The 19,839-nt window shown below is 64.0% G+C and carries 16 protein-coding genes; 5 read left to right on the top strand and 11 right to left on the bottom strand.

Annotated features, from left to right (window positions below):
• Window positions 1–127 precede the first annotated feature (127 nt).
• From E3U47_RS22830 to ppsA, 8 genes are all read right to left on the bottom strand, one after another.
• Window positions 128–1,162 carry an OmpA family protein gene (locus tag E3U47_RS22830; RefSeq protein ID WP_134693846.1) on the bottom strand — a complete coding sequence of 345 codons (1,035 nt, stop codon included), beginning with the start codon at window positions 1,160–1,162 and terminating at the stop codon, window positions 128–130.
• 110 nt (window positions 1,163–1,272) lie between these two features.
• Window positions 1,273–1,839, bottom strand: coding sequence for an RNA polymerase sigma factor SigX (sigX, locus tag E3U47_RS22825; RefSeq protein WP_046854750.1), 567 nt, complete (start codon window positions 1,837–1,839; stop codon window positions 1,273–1,275).
• Between the two features lie 112 nt (window positions 1,840–1,951).
• On the bottom strand, window positions 1,952–2,776 hold the full coding sequence (locus E3U47_RS22820; RefSeq protein WP_134693845.1) for a mechanosensitive ion channel domain-containing protein: 825 nt from the start codon (window positions 2,774–2,776) through the stop codon (window positions 1,952–1,954).
• A 2-nt stretch (window positions 2,777–2,778) separates the two neighbouring features.
• Window positions 2,779–3,042, bottom strand: coding sequence for a CrfX protein (locus E3U47_RS22815; RefSeq protein ID WP_134693844.1), 264 nt, complete (start codon window positions 3,040–3,042; stop codon window positions 2,779–2,781).
• 111 nt (window positions 3,043–3,153) lie between these two features.
• Entirely contained in the window at window positions 3,154–4,149 is a 996-nt protein-coding gene (locus E3U47_RS22810; protein WP_134693843.1) for a zinc transporter ZntB, read from the bottom strand.
• 25 nt (window positions 4,150–4,174) lie between these two features.
• Complete coding sequence (gene rraA, locus E3U47_RS22805; protein ID WP_023630330.1) at window positions 4,175–4,666, bottom strand: ribonuclease E activity regulator RraA; 492 nt, start codon at window positions 4,664–4,666, stop codon at window positions 4,175–4,177.
• A 124-nt stretch (window positions 4,667–4,790) separates the two neighbouring features.
• A complete protein-coding gene (locus tag E3U47_RS22800) occupies window positions 4,791–5,783 on the bottom strand; it encodes an alpha/beta fold hydrolase (RefSeq protein WP_134693842.1) in 993 nt (330 codons plus the stop codon).
• Window positions 5,784–5,940: 157 nt separating this feature from the next.
• Window positions 5,941–8,316, bottom strand: coding sequence for a phosphoenolpyruvate synthase (gene ppsA / locus E3U47_RS22795; RefSeq protein WP_134693841.1), 2,376 nt, complete (start codon window positions 8,314–8,316; stop codon window positions 5,941–5,943).
• Window positions 8,317–8,493: 177 nt separating this feature from the next.
• On the opposite strand from ppsA, the gene E3U47_RS22785 reads away from it, so the two are divergent.
• Window positions 8,494–9,312 carry a pyruvate, water dikinase regulatory protein gene (locus E3U47_RS22785; protein WP_028692934.1) on the top strand — a complete coding sequence of 273 codons (819 nt, stop codon included), beginning with the start codon at window positions 8,494–8,496 and terminating at the stop codon, window positions 9,310–9,312.
• 203 nt (window positions 9,313–9,515) lie between these two features.
• On the opposite strand, the gene E3U47_RS22780 is transcribed toward E3U47_RS22785, so the two are convergent.
• The 3 genes from E3U47_RS22780 to E3U47_RS22770 all read right to left on the bottom strand — a co-directional run bounded on the left by E3U47_RS22780 (window position 9,516) and on the right by E3U47_RS22770 (window position 15,645).
• A complete protein-coding gene (locus E3U47_RS22780; RefSeq protein WP_134693840.1) occupies window positions 9,516–14,381 on the bottom strand; it encodes an NAD-glutamate dehydrogenase in 4,866 nt (1,621 codons plus the stop codon).
• A 267-nt stretch (window positions 14,382–14,648) separates the two neighbouring features.
• Window positions 14,649–15,416 carry a GGDEF domain-containing protein gene (locus E3U47_RS22775; RefSeq protein WP_134693839.1) on the bottom strand — a complete coding sequence of 256 codons (768 nt, stop codon included), beginning with the start codon at window positions 15,414–15,416 and terminating at the stop codon, window positions 14,649–14,651.
• A gap of 34 nt (window positions 15,417–15,450) precedes the next feature.
• Window positions 15,451–15,645 carry a hypothetical protein gene (locus E3U47_RS22770; protein ID WP_134693838.1) on the bottom strand — a complete coding sequence of 65 codons (195 nt, stop codon included), beginning with the start codon at window positions 15,643–15,645 and terminating at the stop codon, window positions 15,451–15,453.
• Window positions 15,646–15,821: 176 nt separating this feature from the next.
• Here E3U47_RS22770 and E3U47_RS22765 point away from each other — a divergent pair, with 176 nt between their 5' ends.
• The 4 genes from E3U47_RS22765 (at window position 15,822) to E3U47_RS22750 (ending at window position 19,776) form a co-directional block, all read left to right on the top strand.
• A complete protein-coding gene (locus tag E3U47_RS22765; protein WP_134693837.1) occupies window positions 15,822–16,175 on the top strand; it encodes a hypothetical protein in 354 nt (117 codons plus the stop codon).
• A gap of 220 nt (window positions 16,176–16,395) precedes the next feature.
• A complete protein-coding gene (locus E3U47_RS22760) occupies window positions 16,396–17,106 on the top strand; it encodes a FadR/GntR family transcriptional regulator (RefSeq protein ID WP_046854743.1) in 711 nt (236 codons plus the stop codon).
• 102 nt (window positions 17,107–17,208) lie between these two features.
• A complete protein-coding gene (lhgO, locus tag E3U47_RS22755; protein WP_134693836.1) occupies window positions 17,209–18,402 on the top strand; it encodes an L-2-hydroxyglutarate oxidase in 1,194 nt (397 codons plus the stop codon).
• 45 nt (window positions 18,403–18,447) lie between these two features.
• Entirely contained in the window at window positions 18,448–19,776 is a 1,329-nt protein-coding gene (locus E3U47_RS22750) for an MFS transporter (protein ID WP_134693835.1), read from the top strand.
• The last annotated feature ends 63 nt before the right edge of the window (window positions 19,777–19,839 follow it).

Below are 19,839 nucleotides of genomic sequence, written 5' to 3'. Positions count from 1 at the left end.
CCGGGGCCGCTGCGCGGCCCTTCGCGACACAAGGCCGCTCCTACAAAAAACAGACGTGCGGGCCCGTTAAATCGCAGGCAAAGAAAAACCCGGCCGGGGCCGGGTTTTTCGTGAAGCATCAAACCAATTACTTGGCCTGGGCTTCTACCTGAGCTTCTACGCGACGGTTAACGGCGCGGCCAGCTTCGGTGGCGTTGTCGGCGACCGGACGGGTCTCACCGTAGCCAACCGAGTCAACACGGGTCGATTCGATGCCGTACTGCTGGGTCAGGACTTGCTTGACAGCGTTGGCACGACGCTCGGACAGCTTCTGGTTGTAAGCGTCTGGGCCGACGGAGTCAGTGTGACCTTCCACGGTGGTGGTGGTCTGTGGGTACTGCTTCATGAAGTCAGCCAGGTTCTTGATGTCGCCGTAGCTGTTTGGCTTGACGACCGACTTGTCGAAGTCGAACTTGACGTCCAGCTCAACGCGAACGACTTCGGCAACAGCCGGGCAGCCATCAGCGTCAACGGTAACGTTGGCTGGGGTGTCAGGGCACTTGTCGACGTTGTCGCAGACGCCATCGTTGTCGCTGTCGGAGCAGACTTCGGCAACAGGAGCCGGAGCGACTTCAGCTTGCTTCGGGCTACCGCCGAAGTTCAGGCCGATACCAACGCTCGGGGCCCACTCGGTGTCGCCCTGGTCGATGTTGTACTGAGCTTCGACGCCGGCACGGGCGTAGAACATGTCGGTGATGTACCACTTGGCGCCAGCGCCAACGTTGGCGAAGGTGGACTGGTTACGACCACCACGGCCGGTCTGGCCCAGCGACTGGTGGGAGAAACCAGCCGACACGTACGGACGGATGGCGTCGTACGGGTTGTTGAAGTGGTAAACGGCGTCCAGGGCGGTGTTCGAGCCCTTGATGTTCTTGCCGTCATCGCCACGGGCGTTGTGGACTTCGTCGTAACCCAGACGCAGTTCAACGTCGTCGGTCAGGAAGTAACCGATCGAGCCGCCGAACAGGTTGCCGTCGTTCTTGAAGTCACGCTGGCTGTCGAAGAATTCTTTCTTGTAGAAGCCTTCGACTTCTACAGCGCCAGTGCCTTGTGCCATAGCGCCAATCGAGGTGGCGGCTACGAGCGAACCAATGGCCAGGCCCAAGGTGTTTTTCAATTTCATCCGTTAAATCCCCATCTGGTGATAGTTAAGCGGTCCCACCAAAATCCGGGGGACAACTCGACGGCAAGTCTAGCAGAACTCGCCGGTTGGTTAGAGGTATTTGCAGGCGACTAAGTTTCAGCCACCCCTGCAAATTTCTCTCTAAGCTTGTCGAGCGCACGCTTGTAGCGCATTTTCGTGGCGCTCAGACCCATGTGCATGATGTCGGCGATCTCCTGGAATTCCAGCTCTGCGACAAAACGCAGCACCAGGATTTCCCGGTCGATCGGGTTCACATGCACGAGCCATTTATCCAGCCCGCCTTTCTCCTCCGGCTTCGGTGCCTTGTCCTCGGACGCCTCTTCGACAGGGTCCAGGCTCAGGGCATCCATCAACCGGCGCTTACGGCGCTCCTTGCGGTACTGGGTGATGCATTCGTTGTAGGTGATGCTGTAGAGCCAAGTCTTGAACTTGGACTTGCCCTCGAAGTTCTTCAACCCGTAGAGCACCTTGAGCATGACCTCCTGACAGACATCATCGGCATCCCGGTCGTTCCCCAGGTACCGCGCGCAGACGTTGAACAGCGTGCGCTGGTAGCGCCGCATGAGCTCCTCATAGGCGCGGGTAACGTGAAACAGCTCCTCATGCGAACGCGCCACCAACTCCTCGTCGGTGAGCTCTCGGGGGTCATAGCGCATGGGCGGCGAATGAACTTTATTCAAAACGGATCTGGCCGACAGTCAGGTCAATGTCGCCGCTCGGCCCCGTGGGCCGATTTCGCGGCGGCATACATTAACAGCTTTTGCGCGGTTAGCGGCTATTCACGCGCTGCTCGAGCAGCTCACGGTTAGCCAGCGACACCAATTCGCCCTCGTCGGTCAGCACGGTGGTCTTCACCGTGCCGATCTCCTCGATATGCCCTTCGACCTCGCCAATACGCACCTGCTGGCCCACCTGGAAAAGTTCACGCACGTAGATCCCGGCCAGGATCTGCCCGGCGATTTCACGACTGCCCAGGCCCATCGCCAGGGCAACGGCCAGACCAACGGTAATCAAACCGATGACGATCACGTGGTTCAGCAGGTCGGTCTTGACCTCAAGCTGGCTGATCGCCACCGAGATGCTGATGATGATCACCAGGCCCTGGACGATCCGCCCGACGCCAGCGGCGTATTCCAGGCCGATACCTTCGGCGGCGCCGCGCACCAGGCCGTTGGCCAACTGCGCCAGCAACACGCCGGCCAACAGCACCAGCGCCGCGCCGAACACCTTGGGCAGGTACAGGGCGAGCATGTCGAGGGTCGCCGAGACTCGCTCAAGGCCCAGGGATTCCGCGGCCGAAACCAGGAAGATCAACAGCACGAACCAATAGACGATCTTGCCGATCAGGGTCGAGATCGGCACCTGGATGCCGACCCGGGCGAGCATCTTGGTCAGCCCGGTGCCGCTCATCAGGCGGTCCAGGCCGAACTTGGCCAGCACCTTGGACAGCAGGGTGTCGAGCAGCTTGGCCACGACGAAACCGAGCAGCACCACGACCAGCGCGCCGAACAGGTTGGGGATGAAGTTCGCCACCTTGGTCCAAAGGGCAGTCATGGCGGTGACCAGGCTCTGGGTCCAGAGATCGAGTTCCATATTCAATCGGCCTTATCTGCTTTGCTGCCGGCGGCAGGCATGCGGGTAGAGTTGCGACGCACCGGCGCGACATGCGCCGAGCCATTGTTCACGGCAATCAGCAGCGCCTGGCTCCAACGGCCAAGCAAGCTGAACAGATCGCCCGCGCCGACCTGACGGTTGGCGGTCTTGAGCACGCGACCCAGGCAGGCAGCGTCGTCGCGGTTCTCGCCGGACGGCGACGCCTTGAGCAGGTCGCGCAAGGATTCTTCAAACGGATCGTGCATGGGCACCTCGCGCAATGTCAGTCAAAGACGTGGGCGCCGGGCGATGGGTCACACACTGAAGTGGGACGAATGTTTCAAAATGAGTGCTAAAGAGCCTCGCGGGGGTGCCTTTCATACCCAACGCAACCGCCGGAACAACAGCCACTGCCCCACGGCCAGGCCCAGCACGATCAGGCTGGCGAACAGGAATCCGTAGGGGCTGTCGGAGCCCGGAATTCCGCCAACGTTGATGCCGAGCAGACCAGTGATAAAACTCATGGGCAGGAAGATGCAGGTGATGATACCGAAGCGGTACATGGTCCGGTTCATCCGCTCGCTGCGCCGCCGGTCCTCGCTTTCCAGCACCAGCGCGGCGCGCTCACGAGCCAGCTCGAGCTCTTCGAGGTAGCGGATCAGGCTGTTGTTCAGCTCGTTCCAGTAGTCGCTGTCGGGGTCGGCGAACCAGCTGCACTTGTTACGCGACAGCTGGGCATAGATGTCACGTTGCGGGGCGAGAAAACGACGTAGCCCGGCGGCGCGGCGGCGGATCTGCTGCAGGCTGCCTTGCTCCGGGGTATACCGTTCGTCGGATTCCACCTTCTCTTCCTCTATATCCACCGCTTCCGACAGGTCGCTGACCAGCGCCTGGACCTTCTCGGTGAGCAGTTCACCCATCAGCAGCAGCAATTCGGCAGCCGATTTGGGCCCACGGCCTTCATCGAGCTGCTGGAGAATCTCGTCACTGGCGCGCAGGGGCCGCAGGCGCAGGGAGATGACCCGGCGCGCCTCGGCGAAGATACGCACCGAGACCATGTCTTCTGGCTCGGCGCCCGGATTGAGGTTGACCCCGCGCAAGAACAGCAGCATCTGCTCGTTGGCCATCTGCAACAGGCGCGGGCGGGTGTTCTCCTCAAGCAACAGGTCGCAGGCGAACTCGCTCAAGCCACTGTCATGCAGCAGCCAGGTGCGGGTCTGCGGATGGCTGCGGTCCCAGTGCAGCCACAGGCTCTCCTGGGGCCGCAACTGCAGGTCGTCCAGCTCGGTGCGGGCGATCGAACGCGCGCCACCCTTGCCATCGAGCACCAGGGCATGCACCAGGCCCCATTGCGCGTTGTCTTCCTCGAACATCAAAGCTCCATGGATGTGCGGCGAATCACTCGGGCATCTTCAGCGGGCTTGGCGAGACCAGCACGCCGTTGTTGTCGGCGTATACATATTCGCCCGGGCGGAAGGTCACGCCGGCAAAGGTCACCGCGACGTTAAGGTCGCCAATGCCGCGTTTGTCGGTCTTCATCGGGTGGCTGGCCAGGGCCTGGATACCGACATCGGTCTGCGCCAGCACGTCCACGTCACGCACGCAGCCGTAGATCAGCAGGCCTTCCCAGCCATTCTTCGCGGCCTTCTCGGCGAGCATGTCGCCCAGCAGCGCCCGGCGCAGCGAGCCGCCGCCATCGACCACCAGGACCTTGCCCTTGCCATCGAGCTCGACCTGCTCCTTGACCAGGGAGTTGTCTTCGAAGCACTTGATGGTGACGATCTGGCCGCCGAACGAGTCGTGGCCGCCAAAGTTGCTGAACATGGGTTCGAGCACCTGGACCAGGTCCGGATAGGCGTCGCACAGGTCGGGCGTTACGTAATGCTGCATGGGAAACTCCTGTCAGTCACAACGAAAGCGGGTGTGCCAGCAAGGCTACACCGCAGGAGGGCTGGCAGTCATCCGAGAACGGTGGGTCATGGCATTTTTATCGCCCCCCCCGATAGGACGCCCCTTAATTCACAGGCACCGGCTCCATCGCCACGGTCGAGGCATGCACCGGCAACAACGGATCACGCAACCAGCGCTCCACCAATGGCCAGACCTGGGCCTGGGCAGCCTTGCTGACCAGCATGTCGACATGACCGAAAGCCTCGAAGCCCTCGTCGCGCCCCAGGCGCAGGAACTGCTTGCTGTCGCCGCCCAACTGGTCGAACAGTTTGCGGCAGGCCCACACTGGGTCCTGGAAGTCCCCGGCGCCAGCCACCACCAGCACCGGCAACGTCACGTCGGCGAGCCCCGCCCACCAGTCGCGCTCCTGGTCGCCGAAGCGACCGAACAAGCCATTCCAGCGCAGGCTTTCCAGGGCCAGGCCAATCGGCTCGTCCTCGGGGCCGCGCTTGAGCCGCGAACCGGAAATCTGCGCGAAACGCTTGAGCAGCAGACGTGCGCCCCACTCCACCGGCGGTACCTTCAATGGCCAGTACACCCGGCTGACCTGGGTGCCGAAGAAGGCGGCGCTGGCCACCTGCTCGGGCGCCAGGTAGCCGCTGCCCAGGGCCGCCGCCAGGGTGGTGCCACCAAGGGAGTGACCGACCCAGTGCGGCGCCCGCCCGGCCTGTTCCTGGACAAATGCGGCGATCACCGGCAGGTCGTAGCGCGCATAGTCGGCGACACGATTGTGCCGCCACTCGCGGTTGCGCGGCGACAGGCCATGGCCACGCATCTCGGGGATCCATACATCGAACCCGGCGCGGGCCAGGTAGGCGCCCAGGCCGATGCCCTTGGGCGAATACCAGAAGCGCCGGTTGGAAAAACTGCCATGCACAAGAACGACCGGCACGCCCTGGGCGCGGCCCTGGTCGGCCAGCCCCAGGCGGGTGACGGCCAACTCGACGCTCGGGTCTGGGCTGTTGCCGGCCTTGATCCGGTAGACGTCTTCGCTGAGGTCGCCGCGGCGCTCGGCACTGAGCAACGCGACGGGAAATTGGGTGCTGCTGCTTTGCATGGGGTCACGAACTTGTAGGAGATAACAACGTGGGAGCGGGCTTGCCCCGCGATGGCATCAGGCCAGGTGACACTAGTGTCAACGCTGACGCCATCGCGGGGCAAGCCCGCTCCCACGATTCGATACAGGGGCGCGGCAGGCGCCCCTGATCAGTACATCAGGCCGCGCCCTGGCCTTCGGCCAGGAAGAACCAGGTCTCGAGCACCGAGTCCGGGTTCAGCGACACGCTTTCGATGCCCTGCTCCATCAGCCACTTGGCCAGGTCGGGGTGGTCCGACGGGCCCTGGCCGCAGATGCCGATGTACTTGCCGGCCTTGTTGCACGCGGCGATGGCGTTGGCCAGCAGCTTCTTCACCGCAGGATTTCGCTCGTCGAACAGGTGGGCGATGATGCCGGAGTCACGGTCCAGGCCCAGGGTGAGCTGGGTCAGGTCGTTGGAGCCGATGGAGAAGCCGTCGAAGTACTCGAGGAACTCTTCGGCCAGGATGGCGTTGGACGGCAGCTCGCACATCATGATCACGCGCAGGCCGTTGTCGCCACGGGCCAGACCGTTCTCGGCGAGCAGGTCGACGACCTGGCTGGCCTCGCCCAGGGTGCGCACGAACGGCACCATGATCTCGACGTTGGTCAGGCCCATCTCGTTGCGCACGCGTTTCAGCGCACGGCACTCGAGCTCGAAGCAGTCACGGAACGACTCGCTGATGTAGCGCGAGGCGCCACGGAAGCCCAGCATCGGGTTTTCTTCTTCCGGCTCGTAGAGCTTGCCGCCGATCAGGTTGGCGTACTCGTTGGACTTGAAGTCCGACAGGCGCACGATGACCTTTTTCGGATAGAAGGCCGCGGCCAGCGTGCTGATGCCCTCGACCAGTTTCTCGACATAGAAACCGACCGGGTCGTCGTAGCCGGCAATGCGCTTGTCGACGCTGTCTTTGAGCTCCGGCGGCAGCCCGGCGTAGTTCAACAGCGCCTTGGGGTGCACGCCGATCATGCGGTTGATGATGAACTCCAGGCGCGCCAGGCCGACACCGGCGTTGGGCAACTGGGCGAAGTCGAAGGCACGGTCCGGGTTGCCGACGTTCATCATGATCTTGAACGGCAACTCCGGCATGGCGTCGACCGAGTTCTGCTTGATATCGAAGCCCAGTTCGCCTTCGAAGATGAAGCCGGTGTCGCCTTCGGCGCAGGAAACGGTGACGCCCTGGCCGTCCTTCAGGACCTGGGTGGCGTTGCCGCAGCCGACCACCGCCGGGATGCCCAGCTCACGGGCGATGATCGCCGCGTGGCAGGTACGCCCGCCACGGTTGGTGACGATGGCGCTGGCGCGCTTCATCACCGGCTCCCAGTCCGGATCGGTCATGTCCGAGACCAGCACATCGCCTGGCTGGACCTTATCCATCTCGGACACGTCGTTGATCACGCGGACCTTGCCGGCGCCGATGCGCTGGCCGATCGCGCGGCCTTCGACCAGCACGGTGCCCTTCTCCTTGAGCAGGTAGCGCTCCATGACATTGGCGCTGGCACGGCTCTTCACGGTCTCGGGACGGGCCTGGACGATGTACAGCTTGCCGTCGTCACCGTCCTTGGCCCACTCGATGTCCATCGGGCGCTGGTAGTGCTGTTCGATGATCATGGCCTGCTTGGCCAGTTCATTGACTTCGTCGTCGCTCAGGCAGAAGCGCGCACGCTCGGCACGGTCGACCTCGACGGTCTTGACCGAACGACCGGCCTTGGCTTCTTCGCCATAGACCATCTTGATCGCCTTGCTGCCCAGGTTGCGGCGCAGGATCGCCGGGCGACCGGCCTGCAAGGTGTTCTTGTGCACGTAGAATTCGTCCGGGTTGACCGCACCCTGCACCACGGTTTCACCCAGGCCATAGGCACCGGTGATGAACACCACGTCGCGAAAGCCCGACTCGGTGTCCAGGGTGAACATCACGCCCGCGGTACCGGTCTCGGAACGGACCATGCGCTGCACGCCAGCGGACAGAGCGACCAGCTTGTGGTCGAAGCCCTGGTGCACGCGGTAGGAAATGGCCCGGTCGTTGAACAGCGAGGCGAACACTTCCTTGGCCGCGCGGATGACGTTATCGACGCCGCGGATGTTGAGGAAGGTCTCCTGCTGGCCTGCGAAGGAAGCATCCGGCAGGTCTTCGGCGGTGGCCGAGGAGCGCACGGCCACGGCCATGTTGTCATTGCCCTGGGACATTTCGGCGAAGGCGGTTCGGATTTCCGAATCGAGACGCGCCGGGAAATCGGCTTCCATCACCCACTGGCGGATCTGCGCGCCGGTCTTGGCCAGGGCGTTGACATCGTCGACATCCAGCGCGTCGAGCGCCGCATGGATGCGGTCGTTGAGGCCACTTTGCTCGAGAAAATCGCGGTACGCCTGAGCCGTAGTGGCAAAGCCGCCCGGCACCGAGACACCGGCACCGGCAAGATTACTGATCATCTCGCCCAGGGATGCGTTCTTGCCCCCCACATGCTCCACATCATGGACGCCGAGCTTATCGAGGGAAACTACGTACTCTACCAAGGTGATCTCTCCACTAACTGTATTGGAAAAGCTCAAGGGCGCCCGCCTGCCGGAATGACTGGGCCGGACGCTTGTGGCCTGGACCTGGAAAATAAGTGAGAATGCCGAGCAACCGCGTTCGGCAAACCGAACCTATCATATCCAGAAATCTTCGGCAGCTTAAGGCCCCAGGTGCAAATGAAACGAACCGCGTTCTTCATCTCCGACGGTACCGGCATCACTGCAGAAACGCTGGGCCAGAGCCTGCTCGCACAATTCGAGAGCATTCCGTTCAATAAATTCACGCGCCCCTACATCGACACGCTGGACAAGGCCCGGGCCATGGTCCAGCAGATCAACGCCGCGGCCGAGCGCGACGGGGTACGCCCGATCATTTTCGACACCATCGTCAACCAGGACATCCGTGAGGTCATGGCCACGTCCAATGGCTTCATGATCGACATCTTTTCCACGTTTTTATCCCCGCTCGAGCAGGAATTGACCGCCCATTCGTCGTATTCCGTGGGCAAATCCCACTCCATCGGCGGCAACTCCAACTACATGGAGCGCATCGAGGCGGTCAACTTCGCCCTCGACAACGACGATGGCGCGCGCACCCACTACTACGACAAGGCCGACCTGATCCTGGTGGGCGTGTCGCGCTGCGGCAAGACCCCGACCTGCCTGTACATGGCCATGCAGTTCGGCATCCGCGCGGCCAACTACCCGCTGACCGAGGACGACATGGAACGCCTGCAATTGCCGGCGGTACTGAAGAAGCACCACAGCAAGCTGTTCGGCCTGACCATCGACCCCGACCGCTTGACCGCCATTCGCCACGAGCGCAAGCCCAACAGCCGCTATTCGAGCTTCGCCCAGTGTGAATTCGAGGTGCGCGAGGTGGAGAACCTGTTCCGTCGGGAGAATATTCCCAACATCAACTCCACGCATTTTTCGGTGGAAGAGATTTCGGCGAAGATCCTCGTGGAGAAAGGCGTGGAACGCAGGTTCAAGTAAGCCTGGCCTGTGGGTACCTGTAGGAGCGGCCTTGTGTCGCGAAAGGGTCGCGAAGCGGCCCCGGCAACATCCCTGTGATGCGCAAATGATGGGGGCGCTTCGCACCCCTTTCGCGACACAAGGCCGCTCCTACAGAGACTGCGCAAGCGCCAAATGAAAAGCCCCGGCATTACTGCCGGGGCTTTTTCATTTCAGCGCGAAGATCAGGACGGCACCACCGTCGCCTGCCCGCTCATCGCCAGGTCGACCAGCTCGCGGTTGGCCACCGCGTACATTGCATAGTCGGTGCCGGTGGCATTGCGCAGGTCGTCGAGCATGGCGCGCCAGCGCTCGACCATCACCCGGTGCTGTTCGCACCACAGCGCCACCCGTGCATCCATGTCTTGCGGCGCATCGGCCATCTGCAACACCGAGATGGTGATCGCCCGCTGCTGCAGGTCGATATCGTCGCGGAACGCCTCGCGAGCCAGGGCCTGCCAGTTGTTCTCCACCGGCAGGTTGCTGATTTCCTGCAGGTACCAGGTCAGGTCCAGCGAGCTGCCCACGGCGAAGAACGCCTTGGCCACCTGCGCCGGGTCGTGGCCGGTGACGTCCGAGGCCTCGATGATCGGCAACAGGGTGTACAGGTGGGTGGTACCGGCGACCATGCGCGCCAGCAGCTCCGGCACACCGGCCTCGACGAAGCCCTGGTAGCGGTCCATCCAGCGCTCGCGGGTCGGGCCTTCGAGCAATTCGTCCAGTTTCAGCCCCAGCTGGGCGATTTTTGGCCCGAAGTGGGCGACATCGCGACCAGCGTCCTGCTCGTTTCGGCGGCTGCGCAGGAACCAGCGGGTAGCACGGCGGCCCAGGCGCATCAGCTCGTCCATCAGGGTCAGCTGGATCTCGGCCGGAACCTGGTAATCCAGGGCCTCGATCTGGCGGAACCAGTGCGGCAGGTGGAAGATGTCGCGCACGATCACGTAGGCACCCGCCACGTTGGCCGGGCTCATGCCGGTCGACTCCTTCAGGCGCTGGACGAAGGTGATGCCCATGTTATTGACCAGGTCGTTGGCGATCTGGGTGCTGACGATCTCGCGCTTGAGGCGGTGGCGGCGCATGGAATCGGCGAACTTGCTGACCAGCGACGGCGGGAACGCGGTCTCCATGTCGCGGGTCAGGTAGTCGTCGTCCGGCACCAGCGACTTGAGCAGTTGCTCCTTGAGGTCGATCTTGCTGTAAGAGATCAACACCGACAGCTCGGCGCGGGTCAGGCCCTGGCCTGCGGCCAGGCGCTCGGCCAACTGCTCCTCGGTGGGCAGGAACTCGATGGCGCGGTCGAGCTTGCCGCGAGCCTCGAGGTCGGCCATCAGGCGCTTGTACTCGGCGATCCGCTCGCGGGCGCGGCGGGCCGCCAGCGACAGCGCCTGGGTCTGCTTGTAGTTGTTGCCCAGCACCAGCCCTGCGACTTCGTCGGTCATGCTGCCCAGCAGCTGGTTGCGCTGCTTCTCGGTCATGTCGCCACCCTGCACCACTTCGTTGAGCAGGATCTTGATGTTGACCTCATGGTCGGAACAGTCCACGCCACCGGCATTGTCGATGAAGTCGGTGTTGGTGGCACCGCCATGCAGGCCGAACTCGACGCGGCCGAGCTGGGTCATGCCCAGGTTGCCGCCCTCGCCCACCACTTTGCAGCGCAGTTCGTTGCCGTTGACGCGCAGGGCGTCGTTGGCCTTGTCGCCGACATCGGCATGGCTTTCGCTGCTGGCCTTGACGTAGGTGCCGATACCGCCGTTCCACAGCAGGTCCACCGGCGCTTGCAGCAGGGCATGCAGCAGCTCGGTCGGGGTCAGGCGGTCGGCCTCGATGGCGAAGCGCTCTTTCATCTGCGGGCTGATGGCGATGCTCTTGGCGCTGCGCGGGAAGATCCCGCCGCCTTCGGACATGATGCTGGTGTCGTAGTCGCTCCAGGCCGAACGCGGCAGGTCGAACAGGCGCTTGCGCTCGACGAAGCTGGTGGCTGGGTCCGGGTTCGGGTCGACGAAGATGTGCAGGTGGTTGAACGCAGCCACCAGTTGCAGCTTGTCGGACATCAGCAGACCGTTGCCAAACACGTCGCCTGCCATGTCGCCGACGCCGACCACGGTGATCGGGTCTTCCTGCACGTTGATGCCGCGCTCGCGGAAGTGACGCTGCACGCCGACCCAGGCGCCACGGGCGGTGATGCCCATCTTCTTGTGGTCGTAGCCGGCCGAGCCGCCGGAGGCGAACGCATCGCCCAGCCAGAAGCCGTAGTCGATGGCGATGCCGTTGGCGATGTCGGAGAAGGTCGCGGTGCCCTTGTCCGCCGCGACCACCAGGTAGGGGTCGTCGTCATCGTGACGCACCACGTTGGCCGGCGGCACCACACCGCCGTCCTTGAGGTTGTCGGTGATGTCGAGCAGGCCGCTGATGAAGATGCGGTAGCACGCCACGCCTTCGGCGGCGATCTCGTCGCGGCTGCCGCCCAGTGGCAGGCGGCGCGGCAGGAAACCGCCCTTGGCGCCGACCGGCACGATCACCGAGTTCTTCACCTGCTGGGCCTTGACCAGGCCGAGCACTTCGGTGCGGAAATCTTCTTCGCGGTCCGACCAGCGCAGGCCGCCACGGGCGACATTGCCAAAGCGCAGGTGCACGCCCTCGACCCGTGGCGAATAGACGAAGATCTCGAACTTCGGCACCGGTTTGGGCAGCTCGGGGATCAGCTTGGGGTTGAACTTGAAGCTGAAGTACGACTTGTTCTGACCGTTCGCATCCGGCTGGTAGAAGTTGGTGCGCAAGGTGGCCTTGATCAGGTCCAGGTAGCGGCGCAGGATGCGGTCCTCGTTGAGCACCTGGACGTCGTCCAGGGCAGTCAGGATCGCCTGTTCCAGGCGCTGCTGCTTGTCGTCGAGGTCGTCCTGGGTGAGCTTGCGCGCCAAGTAGAAGCGGGTCTTGAACAACCGGGTCAGCTCGCGGGCGATGTCGGTGTGGTTGTTCAGGGTGCTGGCGATGTAGCCCAGGTCGAAGCCCAGGCGAATCTGCTTGAGGTAGCGGGCATAGGCACGCAGCAGCGCCACGTCGCGCCACGGCAGGCCGGCGGTCAGCACCAGGCGGTTGAAGGCGTCGTTCTCGGCGTCGCCCTTGACGATATGGACGAAGGCGTCCTGGAAGGTGTCGTTGAGCTGCTGGATATCCAGGTTGAGGCCTTCGCTGTAGGTGAAGGCAAAGTCGTGGATCCAGAACTCGCGGCCACTGGCGTGGCGCAACCGATACGGGAACTCGCCGAGCACGCGCAGACCAAGGTTTTCCAGGATCGGCAGCACATCCGACAGCGCCAGCGGCGTGTCGGCGTGGTACAGCTTGCAGTGCAACTGGCGCTCGCCGAGCTGGGTCAGCGGCTGGTAGAAGCTCATGGCCAGCGGCTTGGCCTCGGACAGACCCAGCACATGTTGCATGTCGACCACCGCCGAATGGGCGGCGAAACGCTCGCGATAACCGGCCGGGAAGCCCTTGGGGAAGTCGGCGAGAATGTTGGTGCCCTGGGCTTCGCCGAAGTTTTCCACCACCAGCGCCGAGAAGTCGTCCTGCCACGAGCGGCAGGCCTGGATCACTTCGTTTTCCAGCTGCTGCGGGTCGATGTCGATGCGGTTTTTCGGGTCGACCCGCAGAATCAGTTGCACACGGGCCAGCACCGACTCGGAGAAGAAAGTCCAGAACTCGCAGTCGGTGGCCTTGAGCCGCTCCATCAGTACCTGCTGGATCTTCTGCCGCACTTCGGTGGAGTAGATCTCGCGCGGCACATAAGCCAGGCAATAGCAGAAGCGGCCGTACGGGTCCTTGCGCAGGAACACGCGGATCTTGTTGCGTTCCTGGATCTGCACGATCGACATGGCGGTGTTGAACAGCTCGTCGACCGGGGTCTGGAACAGGTCGTCGCGCGGCAGCACCTCGAGCACCTGGGCCAGTTCCTTGCCCAGGTGAGCCTTGGCGTCGAAGTGCGAGCGGCGCTCGACCTCGGCGACCTTGCCGCGGATGTAGGGGATGGTGTGCACGCTTTCGCCATACACCGACGAGGTGTACAGGCCCATGAAGCGGCACTCCTTGACCACCTTGCCGTCCTGGTCGATCTGGCGGATCGACACGTAGTCCGGGTAGGCCGGGCGGTGCACGCGGCTCGGCTGCGAGGCCTTGGCGAACGACAGCAGGCGCGGCTCGCGCAGGTAGGCGACGGCGTAGTCCTCGATGCGCAGGTCGTCGGCGCCCAGGCCCGCACGCAGCAAGCGGGCCAGACCTAGGAACGAGCTTTCGTCGTAGACCAGGTGGCCACCGGCGGTGTCGGACTCGACGGTGAACTCCTCGTAGCCGAGGAAGGTGAAATGGTTGTCCAGCAGCCACGCCAGGAAGCTCTTCACCTCGGCCTTGTCGTTTTGCGCCGGGCCGAAGGCGTTGTCCTCGACCAGTTCCAGCAGTTCGTGGATCTTGGCCTTCATCGGCTCGAAGTCGGCGACCACGCCGCGCACTTCGGCCAGCACCTGTTCCAGCTCCTTGGCCAGGGTGCTCAGCTCGGCGGCGTTGGAGCAGCGGTCGATCTCCAGGTACATCAGCGATTCATGGCGAATGCCCTCGCCCTGGGTGCCCTTGGGCAGCAGTTCGACCAGCTCGCCCTTGGCCCCGCGGCGCACGCTGAGCACGGTGGTCTGCAGGGTATGGATGCTGTAGCCGCGGCGGTTGAGCTCGGTGCGCACCGAGTCGACCAGAAACGGCAGGTCGTGGTGCAGCACCTCGACCACGGTGTGGGTCGACTGCCAGCCGTGGCGTTCGTAATCGGGGTTGTAGACCCGCACTTGCGGGTGCTGGGGGTCGAAGCGCTCGATGATGCGCCAGGCGGACAGCGTGCAGCCGGCCAGGTCCGACAGCCTGCGCTGAGTAAGTTCGTCCAGAGAGATGATGCCGAAGAACTGCTCGGCGAACAGTGCCACTTGTGGCAGGGACTGCTCGCTGATGTGCTGCGCCAGGGCCGCTTGCAGTTGATGCTGGAAGTCGGCTTTGCTGGCTGCGGTGAAGAACGCCATCTGTGGTACTCCGCTTGGGCTTTGTTATAGGTGAAGCGTCGCGTATGTCCGCCGTGTACGGATCAACGATAGCCAACCCGTAGCAGCCGGACGGTAAACCAGGCGTTGGACGTGGCGACACGTCCATCTGTTCCAGGGATGGGCATCTGCAAAGCCGACAGCCGGATGGCGGTGGCTTTACGGGTGTCCATCGACTGGGCAGCTTAACGACTGAGCGGTCACCACGGCTTGCAGCCCTGCGACATATTCGGACAGAACGTGCACCCCCTATCCGCGAGAACAGGACGATTCGCACAGCGCCCGCTGATAACGCGACTTGCCCTGGGCCTTGGCGCTGAGCATAGCCCGATCGGCACTGGCCAGCAGGCGCCTGGCTTCGCAGCCCTGCCCTGGGCAGGCGGCGATGCCGATGCTGACGCCGATGCGTAACCCCGGCAGTTCCTCGGCCAGGGCCAGCCCGGCCACCGCGATCAGCCGCTCGCACAAGGCGTCGACCTGCGTGCCGCTGGCCTGGGTGATCAGCACGAACTCATCGCCGCCCAGGCGCGCCAGCACATCACCAGCCCGCAGCGTGCGCTCCCAGCCCTGGGCCACGGCCCTTAGCACCTGGTCGCCAAGCTCATGACCATGGCCGTCGTTGACCTGCTTGAAGCCATCCAGGTCGAGGTACAGCAGGGTGAACGCATGCCGCCCGGCCAACAGTTGAGCCAGGGCGGCGTCGAAGCCGCGACGGTTGAGCAGCCCAGTCAGCTCGTCGTGCCCCGAGGCATGCTCCAGGCGCGACAGCAGCCTGGAACGCACCTGCATGATGCCCCGCAGACGTACCGCGATGACCACCAGGCACAGCAATAGCGCCAGGCTCAGCACCACCCCAGCGGCAAACCCCAGGTACGAGGCGATACCCAACTGCGCCCGGTGCCACCAGACGAACACCAGCATCGCGGCCATGCCCAGCCAGGCGCAGCAGGAGACTGCCAGCAAGGCGGCGAAACGGTGACGCAGGTGACGGACCAGCTGCTGCTGATGGACTTCCAAGATGACCCCTTCCACGGCGCGGCCGGCGTGGTGTTCAGTGAATGCGTTTGCTGGGCTGGGCCTGGGGCAATGGTGCACGCCCCTGGGCCAGTTCGGCGGCAGCGATCTCGATCACCTCGACGTAGGTCTTGCCGTACCAGCCCATCAGCTCCCTGAGGCTCTCGGTGAATTCGTCGCCATGTGGCTGGGCGTCGCCCGCCGGGCTGGGCGTTGTCTTCCTGTCTGCCACCTTCGCTCCTGATGCGCGGCCCCATGCCGGTATATGCCACCCTAGGGCCCGGTCACGCAGGCGTCCAATCGATAGTTGTGAAGCGCCGATCAGGACGCTCTATCGACGCGCCGCTGGCCGCACGCCAGACGGCGCGGTAGCATGCGCGGCATTATCCCGAACCCTGGTCGACTGCCATGCAACTGAAAACCGCCCTGCTCTTCGCCACCCCTTGCGACGACGAAGAAGACAACATGGCGACCCTGTGCTGCCACAGCGACAAGGGCCAGATGTTTCTGCTGACCCGCTACCCGGACGAAGACACCGTCGACCTGACCCTGGACGACGAGCCGTCGACGCTGGACGGGCTGAAGGTGACCCTGAGCACCGAGCGGCTGCTGATCGAGGTGGCGCCGGGGGATCGTGATGCGCTCAAGGGCGACGAGCAACTGGAAATCATCCTGACCAGTGCCGGGACCGACATGGATGAAGTGAAAGAAACCTTGCAGAACATCCTTGCCGGTACCGGGACGTTCGTGGCCACGCTCTGAGCCGAGACATCGCACCCTGTAGGAGCGGCCTTGTGTCGCGAAAGGGGTGCGCAGCGCCCCCATATTTGTGCATAAAGCTGATATTACCGGGGCCGCTATGCGGCCCTTTCGCGACACGAGGCCGCTCCTACAGGGAGCGTGCAAGGCTTCACGACATTGACAGGTCACTATCGAGACAGGCATTGTCTGACAACCTGATCAATAAGTCCCCCGCACGTCCATGCTAGAGCTCCAGCGCCCCGACACCCTCGTTGAACGCGTCGTCAGCGCCATCCGCGCCGAGATCGATGCCGGCCGCCTGGCCGCCGAATCACGCCTGCCCACTGAACAGCAACTGGCTGAACAGCTCAATGTCAGCCGCTCGGTGGTGCGCGAGGCCGTGGCGCAGCTCAAGGCCGACGGCGTGCTGATCGCTCGCCGCGGGCTCGGTTCGTACATCTCGCAGACCCCCAACGGCACGGTGTTCCGCTTCCCCGGCAGCAACGGCCGCAAACCGGACCTGGTGCAGATGTTCGAGATGCGCCTGTGGATCGAGACCCAGGCCGCCGCCATCGCCGCCCGCCGCCGCGACGCCGACGACCTGCAGCGCATGGCCGCGGCCCTGGGCACCATGGAAGACCCACGCAGCGACTTCGCCACCGCCGCGGCCGCCGACGTGGCCTTTCACCGCGCCATCGCCGACGCGGGCAAGAACGACTACTTCGTCGCCTTCCACGATTTCCTCGGCGGCCAGCTGGCCGCCGCGCGCCGTACCGCCTGGGAAAACTCCGCCACCCCGGCGGTAGGCGGTTCGGCTGACGCCCTGCGTGAGCACCGGGCGTTGTACCAGGCCATTGCCGACGGTGACCGCCATGCGGCCGCCGCCTGCGCCGAAGCCCATCTGCGCGCTTCGGCCAAGCGCCTGAAACTCGACCTCCCCGACCTCGACTGACCCAGGAGAACCCTATCGCGACCTGGCGAGGCTTTTACGCGCACTACTTAGTCTGACAACCTGATAAGCAGACTCACCGACAAGAATTCCAAGGTACCCTGCATGACCTACGACTACTGCATCATCGGCGGCGGCATCGTCGGCCTCGCCACCGCGATGGCCCTGCTCACCCGTCGCCCCGGCGCCTCGCTGCTGATCCTGGAAAAGGAAGCCAGCCTCGGCCGCCACCAGACCGGCCACAACAGCGGCGTGATCCATGCCGGTATCTACTACGCCCCCGGCAGCCTCAAGGCCGACCTGTGCAAGCGCGGCGCCCAGGCCACCAAGGACTTCTGCGCCGAGCACGGCATCGCCTTCGAGGTCTGCGGCAAGCTGCTGGTGGCTTCCAACGACCTGGAGGTGCAGCGTATGCAGGCGCTGTACCAGCGCTCGCAGCAGAACGGCCTGAAGGTCGAGCGCCTGGACGCCGCCGCCCTGCGCGAGCGCGAGCCGAACATCGTCGGCAAGGGCGCGTTGTTCCTCGATGCCACCGGCATCGTCGACTACCAGCAGGTATGCGACGCCATGGCCAAGGTGATTCGCCAGGCCGGGGGCGAAGTGCGCCTGTCCACCGCCGTGCGCGCCATCCAGGAACACGCCGATCATGTCGCGGTCAGCGCCGACGGCAACACCTGGCGCGCCCACCAGCTGGTGGCCTGCGCCGGCCTGCAATCCGACCGCCTGGCGCGCCTGGCCGGGGTGAAGATCGACCACCAGATCATCCCCTTCCGCGGCGAGTACTACCGCCTGCCGGCGAGCAAGAACCAGATCGTCAACCACCTCATCTACCCGATCCCCGATCCGGAACTGCCGTTCCTTGGCGTGCACCTGACGCGGATGATCGACGGCAGCGTCACCGTCGGCCCCAACGCGGTGCTCGGCTTTGGCCGGGAGAACTACCGCAAGTTCTCGGTGAACTGGCGCGACGTCGCCGAGTACGCACGCTTCCCCGGCTTCTGGAAAACCATCTGGAACAACCTCGGTTCCGGCACCGCCGAGATGAAGAACTCGCTGTTCAAGCGTGGCTACCTGGAGCAGTGCCGCAAGTACTGCCCATCCCTCGAGGTCTCGGACCTGCTGCCTTATGAAGCCGGCATCCGCGCCCAGGCGGTGATGCGCGACGGCAGCTTGGTGCACGACTTCCTGTTCGCCGAGACCGCACGCATGGTGCATGTGTGCAATGCGCCATCACCTGCCGCCACCTCGGCCATCCCCATCGGCCAGATGATCGCCGAGAAGATCCTCAAGGCCCGCTGATCCATCCGCTGCACCCACAATTACAAAGACAACAAGGAAACTCCCATGTCGGTACACGAGACGGCCCTGGCCGCGAGCGAAACCCCCGAACAGCAACGCAAGCGCCTGCGCAAGGTGGCAGCGGCGACCATCTTCGGCTCGATGCTTGAGTGGTATGACTTCTACCTGTACGCCACCATGGCGGCGATCGTCTTCTCGAAGGTTTTCTTCGACCCGAGCAACCCGGCGGTAGCCTCGTTGCTGGCGTTCTCGACCTTCGCCATCGGCTTCATCGCCCGTCCGTTCGGCGGCGTGCTGTTCGGCTACCTGGGCGACCGCTTCGGGCGCAAGCACGTGCTGGTGATCACCTTCTGCATGATGGGCCTGTGCACCATGCTGATCGGCCTGATCCCCGGCTACGCCACCATTGGCATCTGGGCGCCGATCCTGCTGGTGATCATCCGCATCATCCAGGGCCTGGGCGCCGGGGCCGAGCTGTCCGGCGCGGCAGTGACCTCCTACGAGCACGCCAGCGAAGGCAAGCGCGGCAGCCAGGGCGCCTGGCCGGCGCTGGGGCTGAACCTGGGCCTGCTGCTGTCGTCGCTGACGGTGTACCTGCTGACCATGAACGGCAACGAGTTCCTGCTGGCCGGCGGCTGGCGCATCCCGTTCATCGCCAGTATCGCCCTGGTGGCGGTGGGCCTGTGGGTGCGCAAGAGCATCCCGGAGACGCCGGACTTCAAGGAACTGGACAAGGCCGATGACAAACCGCAGGTGTCGCCGCTGAAGCTGCTGTTCAGGAACGACCTCAAGGGCCTGGCCGTGGTGTTCTTCGTGGCGGTGGGCTACAACGCTCTGAGCTACATCTTCAAGACCTTCTCGCTGGCCTATCTGACCCAGTTCAAGGGCGTCGAGGCGCATGTCACCTCGCTGTCGGTGACCCTGGCCAGCCTGGTGGCGATCTTCGCCGTGCCGTTCTTCGGCTGGCTGTGCGACAAGTGGAGCAGCAAGACCGTGCTTATGCTCGGTGGCGTGCTGTCGGCGCTGTTCGCCTTCCCGTTCCTGCAACTGCTGTCGACTGGCGAGCCGATGATGATCTACTTGGCCATCGCCGTGGGCACCGGGATCCTGGCGCCGATGATGTTCGCCCCGCAGGGGTCGTTCCTCAGCCGGCAGTTCCCCACGCAGACGCGCTCGTCCGGGTTCGGCACTGGGCGAGAGGTCGGTACCGCGGTGGCTGGCGGCCTGGCGCCGTTGGGCGGGCTGGCGCTGGTGGCAGGTTCCGCGACTCATTCCACCGATGGCGTGGCGATGATCCTGGCGGTGGCTGGGGTGTTGGTGGTGGTGTTTGCGTTCTTTGACCAGGGCTGGCGTCATTCGAAGGCAAAGAACTAAACCAAGCCACGATCCGATCTTGATCTTGCTTCTAAGCGCGCGATAGTTCAGGCAACACAAGTT

It is taken from the genome of Pseudomonas sp. RIT623, from assembly GCF_004519305.1.
GTDB lineage: Bacteria > Pseudomonadota > Gammaproteobacteria > Pseudomonadales > Pseudomonadaceae > Aquipseudomonas.
Note: the sequence above shows the minus strand (reverse complement) of the source record. Positions and strands in the feature narration are given on the sequence as shown.